General features: G+C 60.8%; 14 protein-coding genes. 11 read left to right on the top strand and 3 right to left on the bottom strand.

Annotated features, from left to right (window positions below; all coding sequences use genetic code 11):
• Positions 1-218 precede the first annotated feature (218 nt).
• From JOD69_RS09540 to JOD69_RS09550, 3 genes are all read left to right on the top strand, one after another.
• Positions 219-2009, top strand: a complete 1791-nt coding sequence (locus JOD69_RS09540) for a thiamine pyrophosphate-requiring protein (RefSeq protein WP_086135553.1) — start codon at positions 219-221, stop codon at positions 2007-2009.
• Between the two features lie 87 nt (positions 2010-2096).
• Entirely contained in the window at positions 2097-2474 is a 378-nt protein-coding gene (locus tag JOD69_RS09545) for a sensory rhodopsin transducer (RefSeq protein WP_077730178.1), read from the top strand.
• Positions 2475-2482: 8 nt separating this feature from the next.
• A complete protein-coding gene (locus JOD69_RS09550) occupies positions 2483-2884 on the top strand; it encodes a DUF6567 family protein (RefSeq protein ID WP_077730179.1) in 402 nt (133 codons plus the stop codon).
• Here the strand turns inward: JOD69_RS09550 and JOD69_RS09555 are convergent.
• Positions 2838-3905, bottom strand: coding sequence for an SDR family oxidoreductase (locus tag JOD69_RS09555; protein WP_086135552.1), 1068 nt, complete (start codon positions 3903-3905; stop codon positions 2838-2840). The genes JOD69_RS09550 and JOD69_RS09555 overlap by 47 nt on opposite strands.
• Positions 3906-4853: 948 nt before the next feature.
• On the opposite strand from JOD69_RS09555, the gene JOD69_RS09560 reads away from it, so the two are divergent.
• The 8 genes from JOD69_RS09560 (at position 4854) to JOD69_RS09595 (ending at position 15579) form a co-directional block, all read left to right on the top strand.
• On the top strand, positions 4854-5435 hold the full coding sequence (locus JOD69_RS09560) for a Slp family lipoprotein (protein ID WP_210023909.1): 582 nt from the start codon (positions 4854-4856) through the stop codon (positions 5433-5435).
• 32 nt (positions 5436-5467) lie between these two features.
• Positions 5468-5713 (top strand): hypothetical protein, encoded by a 246-nt coding sequence (locus JOD69_RS09565; RefSeq protein ID WP_210023910.1) that lies wholly within the window; start codon positions 5468-5470, stop codon positions 5711-5713.
• Positions 5714-6454: 741 nt separating this feature from the next.
• Positions 6455-6925 carry a carboxymuconolactone decarboxylase family protein gene (locus tag JOD69_RS09570; RefSeq protein ID WP_077730183.1) on the top strand — a complete coding sequence of 157 codons (471 nt, stop codon included), beginning with the start codon at positions 6455-6457 and terminating at the stop codon, positions 6923-6925.
• A 60-nt stretch (positions 6926-6985) separates the two neighbouring features.
• The gene (locus tag JOD69_RS09575; protein ID WP_077730184.1) at positions 6986-8221 is read left to right on the top strand and encodes an efflux RND transporter periplasmic adaptor subunit; all 1236 of its coding nucleotides are present in this window, start codon (positions 6986-6988) and stop codon (positions 8219-8221) included.
• Positions 8218-11403, top strand: a complete 3186-nt coding sequence (locus JOD69_RS09580) for a multidrug efflux RND transporter permease subunit (protein ID WP_077730185.1) — start codon at positions 8218-8220, stop codon at positions 11401-11403. Before JOD69_RS09575 ends, JOD69_RS09580 begins: the two co-directional genes overlap by 4 nt.
• 325 nt (positions 11404-11728) lie before the next feature.
• Entirely contained in the window at positions 11729-14164 is a 2436-nt protein-coding gene (locus tag JOD69_RS09585) for a sigma 54-interacting transcriptional regulator (RefSeq protein ID WP_086135551.1), read from the top strand.
• A 558-nt stretch (positions 14165-14722) separates the two neighbouring features.
• Positions 14723-15028, top strand: coding sequence for a DUF6794 domain-containing protein (locus JOD69_RS09590; RefSeq protein ID WP_346425843.1), 306 nt, complete (start codon positions 14723-14725; stop codon positions 15026-15028).
• Between the two features lie 107 nt (positions 15029-15135).
• A complete protein-coding gene (locus JOD69_RS09595; protein WP_077730188.1) occupies positions 15136-15579 on the top strand; it encodes a DUF2721 domain-containing protein in 444 nt (147 codons plus the stop codon).
• A gap of 80 nt (positions 15580-15659) precedes the next feature.
• Here the strand turns inward: JOD69_RS09595 and JOD69_RS09600 are convergent, their stop codons facing one another.
• Both JOD69_RS09600 and JOD69_RS09605 read right to left on the bottom strand, forming a co-directional pair.
• A complete protein-coding gene (locus JOD69_RS09600; RefSeq protein ID WP_086135549.1) occupies positions 15660-15875 on the bottom strand; it encodes a (2Fe-2S)-binding protein in 216 nt (71 codons plus the stop codon).
• A gap of 659 nt (positions 15876-16534) precedes the next feature.
• Complete coding sequence (locus JOD69_RS09605; protein ID WP_240502498.1) at positions 16535-18043, bottom strand: PAS domain-containing sensor histidine kinase; 1509 nt, start codon at positions 18041-18043, stop codon at positions 16535-16537.
• Between the last annotated feature and the right edge of the window lie 3 nt (positions 18044-18046).

The raw sequence follows: 18046 nt of genomic DNA on the forward strand, positions 1-18046 counted from the left end.
ATACCCTCCTGGTATTTCGGGCCGCCGCCCAGGCCGGTACACGCCCGGCCTGGGCTCACGCGGCTTGTCGCCGCGCCGGGGTATCCCTGCCCCGGATTAACCCGGCCTATATTTATAGGCCGGGTTAATAACTCGAAAGCATGATCGTCCGCGTGCCGGTCTCGATGATCGGGCGTCGCGGGCGTGGCCGACAGAGGACCTGGGAAAGGAGGCGACTCATGGCGTACACGGCGAGCGATTTTCTGCTGGATCGGCTTTCGGCTTGGGGCATCCGGCGCATTTATGGGTATCCAGGCGATGGCATCAACGGCATTCTAGGCGCGCTGGGGCGGGCCGGAGACCGATTTCAATTCATCCAGGCGCGCCACGAGGAAATGACCGCCTTTATGGCCTGCGCCCATGCCAAGTTTACCGGGCAACTGGGCGTGTGCCTCGCGACCTCGGGGCCCGGCGCGATTCATCTGCTGAACGGACTTTATGATGCCAAGCTGGACCACCAGCCGGTGCTGGCGATCATCGGGCAACAGGCGCGCGGCGCCCTGGGCGGGGATTATCAACAGGAAGTGGACCTGGTGACGCTGTTCAAGGATGTGGCCCACGAGTACGTCCACATGGCATCGAGCCCGGACCAGGTTCGGCACTTGGTGGATCGGGCGGTGCGCATCGCCGTGTGCGAGCGGACCGTCACCTGCATCGTTGTTCCCAACGACGTACAGGAACTGGACGCGGTCACCACGCCGCCCCGGAAACACGGCCATATTCTGTCCGGGGTCGGCTATGCCGCGCCGCGGGTGGTGCCCAAAGAGGAGGATCTGCAAAAGGCGGCGGACGTGCTGAACCAGGGCCAGCGTGTCGCGATGCTGGTGGGCGCGGGCGCCCTGCATGCGACCGACGAAGTCACCGAAACGGCGGAGATTCTCGGGGCCGGCGTCGCCAAGGCGCTCTTGGGCAAGGCGGCGCTGCCGGACGACCTGCCTTTCGTCACGGGTTCCATCGGACTCTTGGGTACCCGGCCCAGCTACGAGATGATGCTGAACTGCGATACCCTCCTGATGATCGGTTCGCGCTTTCCTTATACCGAGTTTCTGCCCAAGGAAGGCCAGGCCCGCGGCGTGCAGATCGATCTCGACGGGCGGATGCTGAGCATGCGCTATCCCATGGAAGTTAACCTGGTGGGCGACAGCGCGGAGACGCTCCGGGCCTTGATCCCGCTGCTGCAACGGAAGACCGATCGCAGCTGGCGAGATTTCATCGAGCGGGAAATCCGGGAGTGGTGGCAAGTGCTGGAATCCCGCGCCATGAACGCTGCCGATCCCATCAATCCGCAGCGGGTCTTCTGGGAACTGTCGCCGCGCCTTCCCGACAACTGCATCATTTCCGCCGACTCCGGCTCCGGCACCAACTGGTACGCCCGCGACGTGAAAATCCGCCGCGGCATGATGGCCTCGCTCTCGGGCGGGCTCGCCACCATGGGCTGCGGCGTGCCCTACGCCATCGCCGCCAAGTTCGCCTACCCCGACCGGGCCGTGATCGCTTTGGTGGGCGACGGGGCCATGCAGATGAACGGTAACGCCGAATTGGTGACGGTCGAAAAGTACTGGAAGGAATGGCGCGATCCGCGTTTCATCGTGCTGGTGCTCAATAACCGCGACCTCAACCAGGTGACCTGGGAGCAACGGGCCTTGGCGGGCGATCCCAAGTACGAAGCGTCGCAAGATGTGCCCGATTTCCCCTATGCCAGATACGCCGAATCGCTGGGCTTCATGGGGCTCAAGGTGGACAAGCCGGAGGACATCGCCCCGGCCTGGGAGCGGGCTTTCGCCGCCGACCGGCCGGTGCTCTTGGAAGCGTACACCGATCCCAACGTGCCGCCGCTGCCGCCGCACATCACCTTCGAGCAGGCCAAGGCTTATCTTTCGGCACTGTTCGGCGGAGACGTGGATGCCTGGGGCATCGTCAAATCCGCCGCGAAGGAAATGAAAGCGACGGTTTTGCCGGAGACGGATTGAGCCTGGCCACGGTGCGCCGGCGCCTCGCGGTCAGTATCTTGGAAATGGCGCTTCGACAGTTGCCGGTTCAGACATGAGGCAAGCACTATGGCGACTTCCATCGGCAAAAAACTCTGGGCCATCGCCGAAGGCTATATCCCGCCGACGAGCGTCGGCGAGGGCCGGGCGCTCGAGAGTCACGAAACCGTCTGCATGCTCAATGCAGGCGACACGGACGCCCACGTGGCCATCACCATCTTTTTCAGCGACCGCGAACCGGCCGGACCGTATCGGCTGACCGTGCCGGCTCGGCGCACGCTGCACCTGCGTTTCAACGATCTGGAAGATCCCGAGCCCATCCCCGTGGATACCGACTATGCCAGCATCATCGAATCGGATGTACCCATCGTCGTGCAGCACACCCGGCTGGACTCGCGCCAGGCCGAACTCGCGCTGCTGACCACCACGGCTTATTCGGAGGGATGAGAGTACTCATGCGGTTTCTGCTGTTGATCCCGTTTTTATTCTTGCTCACCGGCTGTCCCGTCCCGCCCGTTGCGACCGGATTTCCTTTGGCCGCGCCTTCGGCCGCCGGGGGTGCGCAGATTACGACCGTCACGCAGGTCACGTTGTCGCAACCCAATTTCCGCCTCTTAAAAGCGGATGTCATCGGCAGCAGCACCGGTTTCAGGCTGCTCGGCCTTCTGACCTTCAAGAGCCCGGATTATGCCGAAGCGATCACGCGCCTGTACGAAAAGGCCGGAGTCTCGAACGGCACGGCGCAGGTTTTCGTGAACCTGGTGTACGATCAGACGAGCCCCTATTTCATCCTGTTTTCGCTGCCGAAGATCACCGTGCGCGGGGATTTGGTGGAGTTCCGGGACGACCGGCGATGAGGCGGGAGCGCTTGGTTTGAATCCGGCGCTCGGGTTGACTGGGCCAGCCCCAAACAGCCAAGCCGGCTACGAGGGCTGCGCCGGCCGCGAGCCAGCCCCGGTGCATGTTCGCCCAGAGCAGCCAGCTCCACGGCCTGGCCCGGTTGTCGAACCGGCCGTGGGCACCATGATCGCCGGGCGCCGGGTCGAACAGGTTGTCGGGGCGGTTCGACGGCAAGGGTTCCGGGCCGAGCTGGCCCTCGTAAGCCTTGTCGGCGATATAGCGGTCCAGGAAGCCGGGGACGAGCTTGTTGCCGAGAATGGTTTTCACCGTCGGCCAGTCGATCCAGAATTCGCGGCGCGGGTGATAAGCGGCGTGAACGATGCCGCACGCCGCCACTTCCGGCTGAAAGATCGGCGGAACCGGCTGGGAATTCCGGTTGATGTGTATGCGCGCCCAATCGAACTGGGGTGTGTTGAACGCGGCGATCTGCACCATCGTCAGCCGGATCTCGGAGCGGTCGTGGATCAGCTCGGAACGGAGCGCGTCGGTGAAGCCGCGGATGGCGAACTTGGCCCCGCGATAGGCCGATTGCAGCGGAATGGCGCGATAGGCGAGGGCGGAGCCCACCTGCACGATGGTGCCGCGGTTTCTTTGCCGCATCCGCTTGAGCGCCGCCATCGTGCCGTAGACGTAGCCGAGATAGGTGACCTCGGTCACCCGCTTGAATTCCGCGGGCGTCATGGCGCTCACCGGCGAGAATACCGTTGCCATGGCGCAGTTGATCCAGATGTCGATCGGCCCCAATTCCCGCTCGACCCGACCGGCGGCCTGCTCGACCTGATCGGGATCGGACACGTCGGCAGGAATGACGAGCGCCGTGCCTCCGGCCTGCCGGATATCCCGCGTAGCACCTTCCAATCCGTCCGCGCCGCGCGACAGCACGGCGACCCGTGCGCCGCGTCGGGCGAACTCCACCGCAGTGGCGCGCCCCACGCCGGCCGAGGCTCCGGTGATCACGACGACGTCCGATGTGCTCATGGCTGCTCCTGCTGGATTATTGCGCCGGCGATAAGCCTACGCTTACGGATATTGACCGGCGCTTGCGACGGGTGTTCGGACGATCAGGCCAAAGATAGAAGGATTGGGTTGGCTGAGCCCAGAGCTTTCTCGGAAATGTATGTGGTCGCAGTGGGCTTTGGAGCATTTTCATACCTACTGTACGGGCACTGGCGAGTAGGTCGGGAATCCTTTCCCAATCGCAAACGGTCGCTTTAGCCGCGACCCTTCCAATCGCAAACGGGCCTTTAATCGGCCCCTTCCAATCGCAAACGTCGCTTTAGTCGCGACCTTCCAATCGCAAACGGCGTCTTCGGGAAGGGGCTGGCCGGCGCTCCCGGCCAGGCCGTTTGCGATTGGAGCGCCGAAGCCCCCCTTCCCGACGCCATGCCCCGGCCAAGCGTCTTCGTCGGCAAGGGATTGCCGACCTACGACCGTGCCCCCGTAGGTCGGGAATCCTTTCCCGACGCCACGGCCCGGCCGAGCGTCTTCGCCGGCAAAGGATTGCCGACGAATGCTTGAATCGGTTCACCCGAGCCGAAGGCGCCAACGACGTCCGCCAAGCCTGTTTTGCCGTACGAGCGAGATGAATACGCTCTAGACATCGTGGTCTATGTTTCGGAAAGTCGAGGTAGATATAAGCCACCCGATAGTGGCGGTTCATCCTTTGCCTTGCTGGCCTGAAAGATGCCCTTCTGAGGGCGGCAAATCCCTCCGAGATCGGACTGGCAGCGCCTTGAAGCAGGCCGTAGCACGGAAAATGTTAGTCCTCTTCATAAGCCCACTCTTGGGCTGGGCATGAACCGGAAGTCCGGCCAGGACATCTAAGCCATTAAGGAATTTGGCCTGTGAGTCGCCGCTATGGATATTCATTCGATCTTTCCGGCCAGGCGAGGGATGTCTGGTTCGTGGGGTACCGGGTATTGCAGGATGCACCGGTTGCGCGGGTGGTTATGGATTCTTCCGCTCTTGGGTGGTTGCGCAGCGAGTCCGATAGCCGAGTCCTGGCGGCAGGCGGCTACAAATCAGCCGTCCTTTGCAGAGATCAGCGCCGATCCGGAGTCGTTCAGAGGACAGACGGTAATCTTGGGCGGTAAGGTGGCTGCTGCCCGCGTTCTGCCGTCAGTGACAGAAATCGAGGTTTGGCAAAAGCCTCTGGATTCCAGTGACCGTCCCAAGGAAAAGTTCAACGCCTCTCAAAGCCGATTTCTGGTCCGGTGCCTTGGCTCTCTGAACTCAGCGGACTACTTTCCGGGCCGTCTGATTACCGTGGCCGGGGAGATCCAGGAGCAGGCGGTCCAAGACGCGGAAATTCGGCCCTTGGGTCGATTCCACTACATTTATCCGGCGGTCCGCTACCCGGTGATCGATTGCGGCCAAGTCCATGTGTGGCCTCAACGTTGGGAGCTCCCTGATGTCTACGTCCCGCCCTATCGGTTCGGCCCTCGCGAGTGGCGAGGGACTGGCTACGCTTACCCCTATTACTATCAGCCATATCAGCCGTTTCGGTAATCGACCGTTTCAGGAGCACAACGATCCGGAGTTTGGTAAAACGGGTTCTCCATGCGAGCCCTGCGCGCTTTACTCTGCCGGAAAGTTTTACTCTGAACACCATTTCCAATTCTCGGCGATCGACGAATGAAAGCGCTTTTGGTGTGGATGCTGGCCGTATCCTTTCGGCTTCAGGCCGAAGTAGGCCCGGTCAACTATGTAAAGGTTCACAAAAATTGGTGGAGTGGGAAGAGCAACTGGCCGATACTCCTGAAGATCCGCTCATCATCAAGCTCTAAACGAATGCTCTTGGCATGGAGCAAAAGCCAAACTACGGTCCGACGCCTTCTCGTCGGGTAAGAAAGGTCGACATGAATCCCTTGAGGGCGCCGGCGATTGCCGCCAGTTGGGGCACGGCTATTGTTTTGGTAACGCCTTTATGCGGCCTCTGGTTCTCATGCGGCTGTGATTGGCCTTGGGTCAACTTTTTCTTTGTTTGTAACGCCATAGTCAACACGCCAATCCCCCATTGTCCTTGGTGTGTGGATTCACTAACCGCGGCCACAAGCATCGGTTTTAGTATCGCCGCAAGTTCGTTGGCTGCTTGGAAGTTTCGTCCCACGGTCTCGAACGCTTTGGTGAGAATTCTTTACCGATCCGGAGTCGGCACCGCTGTCTTTGTCGGCGCGCTTTTTATCGCGGGTTGGGCGACGGCTCTCGCCACTGGCTATCCTTCGTTTCTGGGCATGAGGTTGAATTAAACACGGCTGGCAACGCCCGGGTCGCCCCATTTTGCCTAGACAACCGGGACATGCGGCGTTTAGTTCGGAAGGAGACCAGCCCGATGAGCGGCGATATGTCGCCTCGGGGCGAGATATCGCCGCCTCTGTCCCGCGGCTTGCTGCGATAAATTCGCTTCGGTACCGCAAGCTCAAGGTAAACGTTTGATCCATAAAAGTTCGAATGAACCGGTCGGGGCTGGTACGAAAGTTGATAAAAAGAGAGTCCAGTCCCAGAGGTTAACCCACCACGAGAAGGCCATGACGAAAAGACGTTTGGACTATGCCAAAGCGGCGCCGGACGCCATGGAGGCGATGTGCGCGCTACAAAAGTACGCGGACGAATGCGGTCTCGAGCGATCCCTGCTGGAGCTCGTCAAGATCCGAGCCTCTCAGATCAACGGCTGTGCCTACTGCATAGACCTTCACACCAGGGAGGCGAGGGCTCTGGGCGACACCGAGCAGCGGCTCTACGCGCTCAGCGTCTGGCGCGAGGCGCCGTTCTATACCGATCGGGAACGGGCCGGACTCGCCTGGTGCGAAGCGATCACCCAAATCAGCGAAGGACACGCCCCGGACGAGGTCTTCGAACAGGCACGCGCGCAATTCACGGACGAAGAGCTGGTCAAGCTCACGCTGGCGACCATCGCCATCAACGGGTGGAACCGGCTCGCCATCGGCTTTCGGAAGGTACCGGACACCTACCGGCCAGCGTGTGGAAAGTTCCGGTAAAACCCTGGCGTGCTGGCGATGCGCTCCGGGGAATAGTGCAAGGTAAACGGTAGCAAGAACGTGATCAACAAAAGGTACTGGATAGTTCAGGCAAGCTGGCTCGGTCTCCTCCTGAGCCTGCTCGCCGGCTGCGGCCAACCGACGGCAGAGCCGGCAGGACCGCCGCCCCCGGCGGTTGCGGTAAGCCGGCCGATTCAACGGGAAGTCGTGGAATGGGAAGAGTACACCGGACGGCTGGACGCCGTGGAGACCGTAGAGGTGCGGGCTCGCGTGGGTGGATATCTGGAAAAGGTCAATTTTAAGGACGGATCCCTGGTCAAGAAGGGCGACCTGCTGTTCGTCATCGATCCCCGACCTTATAAGGCCGCGCTCGGACGGGCGCATGGAGAGCTGGCGCGCGCCCAGGCCCGGCGCGACCTGGCGAAAAACGATCTGGCGCGGGCGCAGCGGCTGTTCGAGAAGCGCGTGATCTCCGAGGAGGAGCTCGACACCCGCGACAAGAACCTGCGCGAGGCGGTCGCCGCCGTCCAATCGGCGCAGTCCGCCGTCGACGAGGCCAAGCTCAACCTGGAATTCACCGAAGTGCGCGCCCCGATCAGCGGACGCATCAGCCGGGAACTCGTCACCGAGGGCAATCTGGTGAACGACGGAACCGGGACGGCAACCCTCTTGACCACCATCGTTTCGTTGGACCCCATTTACGTCTATTTCGAGGTCGATGAGCAGGCCTATCTGCGCCAGGGCGCCAGGAGGCGAACCGGCGAGCGGGGCACCTTGCAGGAGGCGGTGAACCCCGTGTTCGTGGGGCTGGCCGATGAAGAGGGCTTCCCGCACGAAGGGCGCCTGGATTTTCTGGACAATCGATTCGATCCCACCGTCGGCACCATCCGCGCCCGCGCCGTGGTCGACAACCCGGATGGGATGTTGACGCCGGGGCTGTTCGCGCGCGTGAAACTTCCGAGCAGCGGCAAGTTCCCGGCCGTGCTGTTGGACGACAAGGCGGTCCTTACCGACCAGGACCGCAAGTACGTCTATGTGCTCGATGCCGACAACCGGGCGCAGCGTCGCGACGTCAAGCTCGGGCGGATGTTCGATGGCCTCCGCATCGTCACCGAGGGCTTGGGCGCCGACGACGCGGTGGTCGTACACGGAGTCCAAAAGATCTTCTTCCCGGGCATGCCGGTCAGCCCGCAGTTCATCAAGATGGGCGATCCCCCGCCGCATCCGGCTGATTCCAAGCTGAACGCCGGTAATGAGCAGACCTCGGCACACCGGACCCGGGAGCCGAGCGCATGAGGGACTTTTCCGCCTTCTTCATCGACCGCCCAATTTTCGCGGCAGTCTTGTCGATCCTCCTGTTCGTCGTCGGAGTGATCGCGATCCCGTTGCTTCCGGTGGCCGAATACCCCGATGTGGTGCCGCCTTCGGTGCAGGTGCGCGCGGTTTATCCCGGCGCCAACCCCAAGGTCATCGCCGAGACCGTCGCCACCCCTCTGGAGGAAGCCATGAACGGGGTGGAACACATGATGTACATGAAGTCGGTGGCGGGCTCCGACGGCGTGATGTACCTGACCGTCACCTTCAGGCCGGGTACCGACGTCGACCTCGCTCAGGTACAGGTCCAGAACCGCGTCAACCAGGCCCTGCCGCGGCTCCCGGAGGATGTGCGCCGGCTCGGCGTCACCACCGAGAAGCAGTCGCCCAATCTGACCATGGTGGTGCATCTGCTCTCGCCGAACCAGAAGTACGACACCCTGTACCTGCGCAACTATGCCACCCTGCACGTCAAGGACGAACTCGCGCGCCTGCCGGGCGTGGGCCAGGCGATGGTGTTCGGCGGCGGCGACTATTCGATGCGCATCTGGCTCGATCCGGACAAGGTCGCCGCGCGCGGCATGGCGGCGGGCGACGTGGTCCGGGCCATCCGCGAACAAAACGTCCAGGTCTCGGCGGGAACGATAGGCGGCCCTCCGCAGCCGCGCGTCAGTGATTTCACGCTGTCGATCAACGCGCAGGGGCGGCTGGTCACCGAGGAGCAGTTCGGCGACATCGTGGTCAAGACCGGCGCCGGCGGCGAGATCACCCGCCTGCGCGACGTGGCGCGGATCGAGCTCGGCGCCTCCGAATACGCGCTGCGTTCGCTGCTCAACAATCGGCAGGCGGTGGCGGTCGCGATTTTCCAGGCCCCCGGCTCGAACGCGATCGAGCTCTCCGACAGCGTGCGCGCCAAGATGCGCGAACTGGAACGCTTCTTCCCCGAGGGGGTGAAGTGGGACGTGGTCTACGACCCGACGGTGTTCGTTCGCGATTCGATCGAGGCGGTCGTGAAGACGCTGTTCGAGGCCGTGCTCCTGGTGGTCGCGGTGGTCATCCTGTTCCTGCAGACCTGGCGAGCCTCGATCATCCCGCTGCTCGCGGTACCCGTCTCCATCGTCAGCACCTTCGCGGTGTTGCTGTTGCTGGGCTTTTCCATCAACACGCTCACGCTGTTCGCCTTGGTGCTCGCCATCGGCATCGTGGTGGACGACGCCATCGTCGTGGTCGAGAACGTGGAGCGCAACATCGCCAACGGACTGGCGCCGCGAGCGGCGGCCCATCAGGCCATGCGCGAAGTCAGCGGCCCCATCATCGCCATCGCGCTGGTCCTGACGGCGGTCTTCGTGCCGATGGCCTTCCTGTCCGGCGTGACCGGCCAGTTCTACCGCCAGTTTGCCGTGGCCATCGCCATCTCCACCGTGATCTCGGCGGTGAATTCGCTGACATTGTCACCGGCGCTGGCGGCAACGCTGCTCAAGCGGCACGGCGCGACACCCGATCCGGTGACGCGCGTGCTAGACACGCTGTTCGGCTGGCTGTTTCGACCCTTCAACCGCGGCTTCCAGCGCAGCGCCGAGGCATACTCCGGCGCCGTGGTCAGGATCCTGCGCCGAAGCGGCCGAATCCTGGTGCTCTACGGCGGTCTCATCGGCCTGACCTGGCTGAGCTTCCAGGCGGTGCCGGGGGGCTTCATCCCGACCCAGGACAAGCTGTATCTGATAGGCGGCGTCAAGCTGCCGGAAGGTGCCTCGCTCGATCGTACCGAAGCGGTGGTGCGCACCATGAGCGAGATGGCCCTGTCCACCGAAGGGGTCCGCGATGCCGTGGCGTTTCCGGGGCTCAATGCCCTGCAGTTCAGCAACACGCCAAATACCGGTACGATCTTCTTCGGCCTGCACGGGTTCGACGAGCGCCAGCGGCCGGCGCCCGAGATCGTCGGCGAGCTGATGGGCAAATTTTCCTCGATCCAGGAGGCCTTCGCGTTCGCGATCATGCCGCCGCCGATACTCGGCATCGGCACCGGGTCCGGCTTTTCGCTCTACGTCCAGGACCGTGCGGGCCTGGGCTACGGTGAATTGCAGCATGCGGTCCAGGGACTGGCGGGCGCTCTTTCGGAAGTACCGGGGATGGGGTTTCCCATCAGCTCTTATCAGGCCAACGTGCCGCAACTGACGGCCGACGTCGACCGCACCAAGGCGAAGCGACATGGCGTGCCCTTGAGCGAGGTGTTCGAAACGCTGCAGATTTACCTCGGTTCCACCTACGTGAACGACTTCAACCGCTTCGGCCGCACCTATCAGGTCTACGCTCAGGCCGACGCCCAGTTCCGCGACCAGCCCGAGGACGTCCTCACGCTGCGCGCCCGCAACCAAGCCGGAGAGATGGTGCCGATCGGCAGCATCGTGACGGTCCGTCAGACCTATGGGCCGGACCCCGTGATCCGTTACAATGGCTACCCCGCCGCGGACCTCATCGGCGAGGCCGATCCCAGGATCATGTCCTCGAACGAAGCCATTGCCGCCATTGCCTCCCTGGCACCTCGGGTGCTGCCCGCCGGAACGAGTTACGACTGGACCGACCTGAGCTATCAGCAGATCCACGAAGGCAATGCCAATAAAGTCGTGTTTCCGCTGTGCGTGTTATTGGTATTTTTGGTACTCGCCGCGCTCTACGAGAGCTGGACGCTGCCGTTGGCGGTCATCCTGATCGTGCCCATGTGTCTGCTCTCGGCGCTGTTCGGCGTGTGGCTGACGGGAGGCGACAACAATATCTTCGTCCAGATCGGGCTGGTGGTGCTGATGGGGCTCGCCTGCAAGAACGCCATCCTCATCGTCGAGTTCGCGCGCGAGCTCGAGGGCGAAGGCCGCGGCATCGTCGCCGCGGCGATCGAGGCGAGCCGGCTGCGGCTGCGGCCGATCGTGATGACCTCGGTGGCCTTCATCGCCGGCGTCGTCCCGCTGGTGTTCTCTCACGGCGCCGGGGCCGAGGTGCGCCGCATCATGGGTGTCACCGTGTTCTCCGGCATGCTCGGGGTGACCTTGTTCGGCCTGTTCATGACACCGGTCTTCTACGTGGTCATCCGCGCCCGGGTGGCACGGAGGCGCGGGCGGGCACCGGTCCCCGCCGTGGTGGACGAACTGGGGAGGGTGTCCGATGACTAGCGCGAAGCCCGTCGCTGTGGGTTCGGCCCTGGGCCTCGCGCTGTTAAGAGGGTGTCTTCGCCATCCCGACCGAGCCCGAAGCCGAGAGCGAGGAATGGCCAATCGATAGGCTGTTTGCGATTGTAAGGCCTCGCGCAACGGCCTTATTCAACCGGCTTCTTTTCTAGACTGATCTTTGATACCGTCATGCGTGGAGAACGAAGCGGATAGCTGAAACGGTGACCGTTCCGACGTTCTCGCATCACTTCACCAAGTTCGCGTGATTCACGGGGGGACATCAGTTCGAGGACATGCAGGCCTACATCATTCAGGCAGCATCGCGACCATGCAAACATTGATCACCGGCGGTATTCCCAAGATGGACCGCAGCCCGCCGGAGGACAGGGTGCTCAATATCGCCAAGGGGATTTCCAGTGCGACCGGTGAAAGCTTTTTCCGCTCATTAGTCGAACACCTTGCCGCTTCCCTTGACGCCCACCGCGTCTTCATCGGCGAGCTGGTGGAAGCCGGCTCGGAACGGGTGCGCACCATCGCCGTGTGGGCGGACGGGAAAATCGTAGACAACTTTGAATACGATCTGGCGCATACCCCTTGCAGGCACGTGATCGGCAAGAGCCTGTGCTCCTATGCGAGCGGTGTGCAGCAATCGTTCCCCCAGGATCGGTTTCTCGCCGAGATGAAGGTTGAAGGGTATGTGGGAACGCCGCTTCTTGATTCGGGCGGCCGTGCCCTGGGCCTGATCGTGGTGTTGTTCGACCACCCCATCGAAAGCCCGAAGCTGGCCGAATCGATCCTGCAGATTTTTGCCGTGCGCGCCGGGGCCGAGTTGGAGCGCCGCCGGGCCGAAATGGCGCTGCGGCACAGTGAAGAACGCTGGCGCCAGGTGTTTGAGAATTCCGCGATCGGTATCGCATTATCCAACGTGGATGGCCAGTTTCTGGCCGCCAATGCCGCCTTTCAGCGAATGCTGGGTTACACCGGAGAGGAACTGCTTGCACTCTCCTGGCCCGATATCACCCACGAGGAAGACCGCGGCAATAACTTGGCCCTTTACCAGGAGTTTCTCAGCGGGAAGCTCCAGCAGTTCAAGATCGAAAAGCGCTATCGGCGCAAGGACGGGAGGGTGCTCTGGGTCAGCAACACCATTTCCCGGGTTTTGGACGGAGGCTACTGCCCCGGCTTTGTCATGGCATTGGTCGAGGATGTCACCGAGCGCAAGCGGCTGCAGCAACAATTGCAGGAGGAACACGAGCGACTCCGCCTTTTGCTGAATCTCACCAACGAGGTGCTTTCGCACCTGGATCTGAGACAACTTTGCCAGGCCGTTTCGTCGAGCGTCCGGCGCGTCATGCAGTGCGATTTCGTGGGTCTTACTCTGCCCGATCTCGAGGCGGGCGGGATGCGCCTTTACACGCTCGACTTCCCGGACGGCAAAGGAACCGTCCGGGCAGGCGCGCTTTTTCCTATGGAAGGGACGCCGTCTGGTCTGACGTTCCGGACAGGTCGCCTCCAGGTCTTCGACGCCCAGCGCATGGCCCAGTTCGATAGGGGAATCAATCCTGGCCTGGCGGAGGGTCTGAAATCCGGTTGTTTCTTTCCGCTGATCCATTGCGACCGCTTGCTCGGCACCTTGAATCTATTGCGGCTGGCGGACAGCGTCTTCAGCGATGGGGAGATCGATTTCCTGGAGAAGATCGCCGGGCAGGTGGCGATCGCCGTGGACAATGCCCTGAATTACCGTGAAGTGAGTGAGGCGAAGGAACGGCTGGCAGAGGAGAAGCGCTGTCTTGAAGACGAAATCCGGATCGAGCACGACTTTGGCGAAATCATCGGCGAAAGTCCTGCGCTGGCGTGCGCTCTCAAACAGGTCGAAATCGTGGCGACGACCGATGCGACCGTTCTGATCTCCGGTGAGACCGGTACCGGCAAGGAACTCATCGCCCGGGCCATTCACGACCTGAGCGCGCGCTCCGCTCATCCCTTCGTCAAGGTGAACTGCGCGGCCATTCCCAGGGATCTGCTTGAGAGCGAGCTGTTCGGCCATGAGAAAGGCGCCTTCACCGGGGCGATCGCGCGGCGAATCGGTCGGTTTGAACTCGCACACGAGGGCACTCTGTTTCTCGATGAAATCGGTGAGATTCCGTTGGATCTGCAGCCCAAGCTGCTGCGGGTGCTGCAGGAGCAGGAGTTCGAGCGGCTCGGCAGTGCCCGTACCGTTAAAACCAATGTCCGGTTGGTGGCGGCGACCAACCGAAACCTGGCCCGGATGGTCAAGGAGCAGACGTTTCGTGACGATCTGTATTACCGTCTGAACGTCTTTCCCATCACGGTTCCGCCTCTACGCGAGCGTCCCCAGGACATTGCGCCCCTGGTGCGACATTTCGTGGAAAAGTTCGCGCGGCGCATCAACCGCCCGATCACCCACATTCCCAACGAGGTGACCGAAGCGCTCAAGCGTTATCAATGGCCGGGCAACGTGCGCGAGCTTCAGAACGTCATCGAGCGCGCGGTGATTCTGTCGCCCAATGGCGTGCTGCGCGTGCCCCTGCCCGATTCGGTATCCGTTCACAAGGAATCTTACACAATGCGGGGCGCATCGAGAACACTCGAAGACGTCGAACGCGAACACATCCTCCAAGTCTTGCGGGAAACCGACTGGGTGATCGGCGGGCCGAAAGGGGCCGCGGAACGACTGGGCCTCAAGCGGAGCACCCTGCGCTCCCGCATGGAAAAACTCGGCATATCCCGCGACATGTCGTGACGAACATTATCGCTTTCAGTAAGGCATTAATTTCTGTAGGGTGGGTTAGGCCGCGAGGCCGTAACCCACCGAACGGCCTCGGACCTGTCCTGAGCCAAGTCGAAGGGTCGGTGGGTTACGCGGGGCCTGTCCTGAGCTTGTCGAAGGGCCTGTCACGAGCGGAGCCGAGGGGCTATAACCCACCATCGATGGGTTTCGGTTCGCTCTACCCATCCTACGATGAATGTTCACTCGAATGCCGAATGGAATAAGACTCGAAAACGTGTCACAGGCCATATCCCGCTTCTTCATGGTATCCAGGTCGCGGCTGCCGATAGCCGCAGCGGTGAGTTGCATGGATTCTTGTCTTGCCCGGTTGAAATCGCTAACTATGGGGGCGGGTGACCAAGAGACCGAAGCCACGGTCGGCCTGTAGGAGACGGCCGTATTGCAGTACATGTTCTTAAGCTTTTTGTATTGCCAATGCGCGGTCGAATGTTCCTTGCCTCTTTATGGCTAAACTCCAATATTCCCGATTTTGGTCCTTATTTCCGGCAGCTTCCTCTCATCATAAAGAAAATGACCAATCCGTTACCATCGCCCGATTCAGAGGCCGATCAGAGTTTGCCTCGAACCCTTCGAGAAGCCGTGGACCGGTTGACCCTCCAACTGAGTCAGGCCGAAAAAGACAAAATTGCCGCGGCATCCAGTGCGGACGCCATCATTGTCCACTTCAGCCTAGGGGCTTATATCCGGAAGGTCTTTGGTCTTTGGCGCGGAAACAAGGCGCTGATGGCATCCTGTGGCGCTCTCAATCCCGAGGAGGCTTCGGTCGTGATTATCCGTGAGCTGTGGGCAAGGTTGCGGCGCCAGTCCGGTCTGTGATGTGAGCGCAGCTTGCTACCCTTCTGTAAGGAGGAGATTAATCTCATGAAGCGCGGTCTTCCTCCAAATTGTCCTTTTGCTCAACCATTTAATCTGTGAGGCTGTCGATGCAAGCCACTGCCACCGATATTGCTCATGTCATAGAACTTGCGGTGGCGCCCGTATTTCTTCTTACCGGCATCGGTGCTCTACTGTCGGTGCTTAGCTCTCGCGTTGGCCGCATCGTTGATCGGTCCCGCCAGATCGAGGACAAACACGCCGGCACGGACGAACACCTCCATCCGGACATTCAGTGCGAGATCAGTATGCTATCGCGCCGCGCCCGCATAGCGTACTGGGCGATTAGCCTCTGTACGGCCTGTGCCTTGCTCATCTGTACACTCATTGTCGTTCTGTTCGTCGGGGCCTTCTTAAGCCTGGATGTTTCGAACGCTATCGCGATTCTCTTTATCGCCGCGATGGCCGCCCTGATCATCGGCCTTTATTGCTTCCTGCACGAAATTTATCTGGCGACCGCCAGCTTGCGGTTCCGATGGCGCTACCGAAAATGAGCACCGTTATCAGCTGCTGCCAACACCATCGTTTGGCATCAATCTTCCTTCGTCGTGTTGTCGAGGAAAACAGAGCGGCGCTATAGGGCATCTTGCAAAACAGGCGAAGCATATTCGGCTAATAAGGCCAGAATGTCTGTATCGCAGGCCCCGCAACCTGAACATGCACCGGTCGCTCTCGATATGCTGTCCAGGTCGTTGACTCCCTTATCGACAAGTCGCTTGATCTGTCCTGTCGTCGTCCCGCTACAGCGGCAAATCACGTTCTTTTTCTGGTCGGGATGGTTGATGTTCATTTCAATGGCGAAAGTCTAGAGTTCTAGGGTAAGGCACAACGGATACCGTCGTGACTGCTTCGCGCCGTCGTGGGTCGGGCGGGTAGGGAGCCGTGGTCGAGGAGCTCTTTGATCCGGTCGACAGGGTGGCCGCTCTGAACCGGAAAACTCGGTTCCATCGGCGCCGGTTGCAGAAACGCCCCGTGCGCATCCGTCGGTATTTTAAACTTCGGAAGATTACTTATCCGGCCGCGGCCGGATGATTCTGATTTAACTCAATGCCAATCCTGTGTCGGGTGTTATCACCGTTTTCATTGCGCAGTAGGCACTATCGGTCGAGCATGGATTTCCGTCTGAGCTATTAATCAGGCCCGTAAATACCCTCCTGGTATTTCGGGCCGCCGCCCAGGCCCGGTACACGCCCGGCCTGGGCTCACGCGGCTTGTCGCCGCGCCGGGGCATCCCTGCCCCGGATTAACCCGGCCTATATTTATAGGCCGGGTTAATAACCAAATATTTGCTAGCCGCTTCACGGATAGGTAAGGGCGATGATCTTTATAACGAAACCATCTCGAAGACAGGGGTGGATCAGTGCTTATAATGACACGGTGTCTTGCGTCCGATGCAATTCCCGGTGAACTTCGGCACCGCCGGAGGTAGCGAGGAAATCGAGGCCCAGTTTACCTAAGGTTGGCAGTCAGGAGGAGGGTATTACTCTCTCTTACGTCGGAATTATCGTCCACCACCCGCATCTCTGCGTTAGGCGATGGCACTGATGTCTTAGAGACAGGAAGGGTGGTCCCTTCGTCAATCGTCGGCAAACGGATGCTGAACGTGGAGCCGAGTCCAGCGCCAGGGCTTGATGCCGTTACTTGTCCGCCGTGTAGTTCCACTAGCCGTTTTACCAGGGTAAGCCCAATGCCTAGTCCGCCCTGAGACCGATCCAGGGTACGCGTACCCTGCTGGAATAGCCCAAAGATCGTCGGCAATAGTTCCGTCGAGATGCCAGTGCCGTTGTCCCGCACCTGGATCTCGACTTCGCCCCCGAGCCGTTGGACATCAACCTCGATCCGGCTGCCTTCCGGAGAGTATTTGCTGGCATTGTCGAGTAGGTTAAGCAACACTTGAGACAGGCGCACGGAATCGCCCTCCAACATTATCGGTTGGTTAGGCAGACAAGCATTGAGATGTTGTTGTTTGGCCGAGATGAGGCCTTGTGCCGTCTCCAAGACGGATTTAATCACTTCTACAAGGTCAAGCCGCTCTTTCTTCAGCGAAATTTTGCCGCGCGCGATACGGGAGACGTCCAGTAGATCGTCGACCAGGCGAGCGAGGTGCGTCACCTGTCGCTTAATGATGTCCTTAGCCCAGTGAAACCGCGTGTCTTCCAGCTTCAGCATGTCCAAAATGTGGGTTGCGTTGCTGATGGGGGCCAGCGGATTTCGGAGTTCATGAGCCAGCATGGCCAGGAATTCGTCCTTATGTTGATCGGCTTTGCGCAGAGCAGCCTCGGCCTGTTTGCGCGAAGATATATCGCGGCTCACGATGGCGATGCCAACCGGTTCGCCCGTGCTGTCTTTGATGAAGAACACGTTGTAGATCATCCAGATGGCGGCGCCGGTCTTGAAATGCCGGAACCTGATTTCCACATCGGCGTGGCCCTCGCGCATAACGCGCGGGAAAAATTCTTCAAGGATGAAGCGCTGGTCTTCGGGGAAGAAAAATTCCTGGATCGGTGTTCGGATGCACTGCTCCAGGCTGTCTATGCCGATCAGGCGCATGCCGGCTTCGTTGATGTAAAACGGCGTGAAATTCATGTCGCATATGCCGATGAAATCCATGCTGTTATCGGCCAGCGAAACGAACTTTTGCCGTTCCAGCTCCATGTGCTTGCGCTCGGTAATGTCACGCAGGGCGATGACGTAGCCGGATTGCCCGTCCCATTCGATCGGTGTGGAGCGCATTTCCGCCCAGGCGAGTCCGTTCGGACGGATTAAATTAATGTCCTGATGGCTGTTTTTATCAGGATTGATCGGAATCGCCAGCGATTGACCGACTATCGGGCTTCGCGCCAGCAGGGTTTCGGCAGCTTGGTTGGCATAGAGTACGACACCCTGGCTGTCTACAACCAAAACGCCGTCGGTGATAGTGTCGAGGATCAGATCAAGCTTGCGAAGCCGGGTGTTCATGGT

It is taken from the genome of Methylocaldum sp. RMAD-M, assembly GCF_017832375.1.
Lineage (GTDB): Bacteria > Pseudomonadota > Gammaproteobacteria > Methylococcales > Methylococcaceae > Methylocaldum.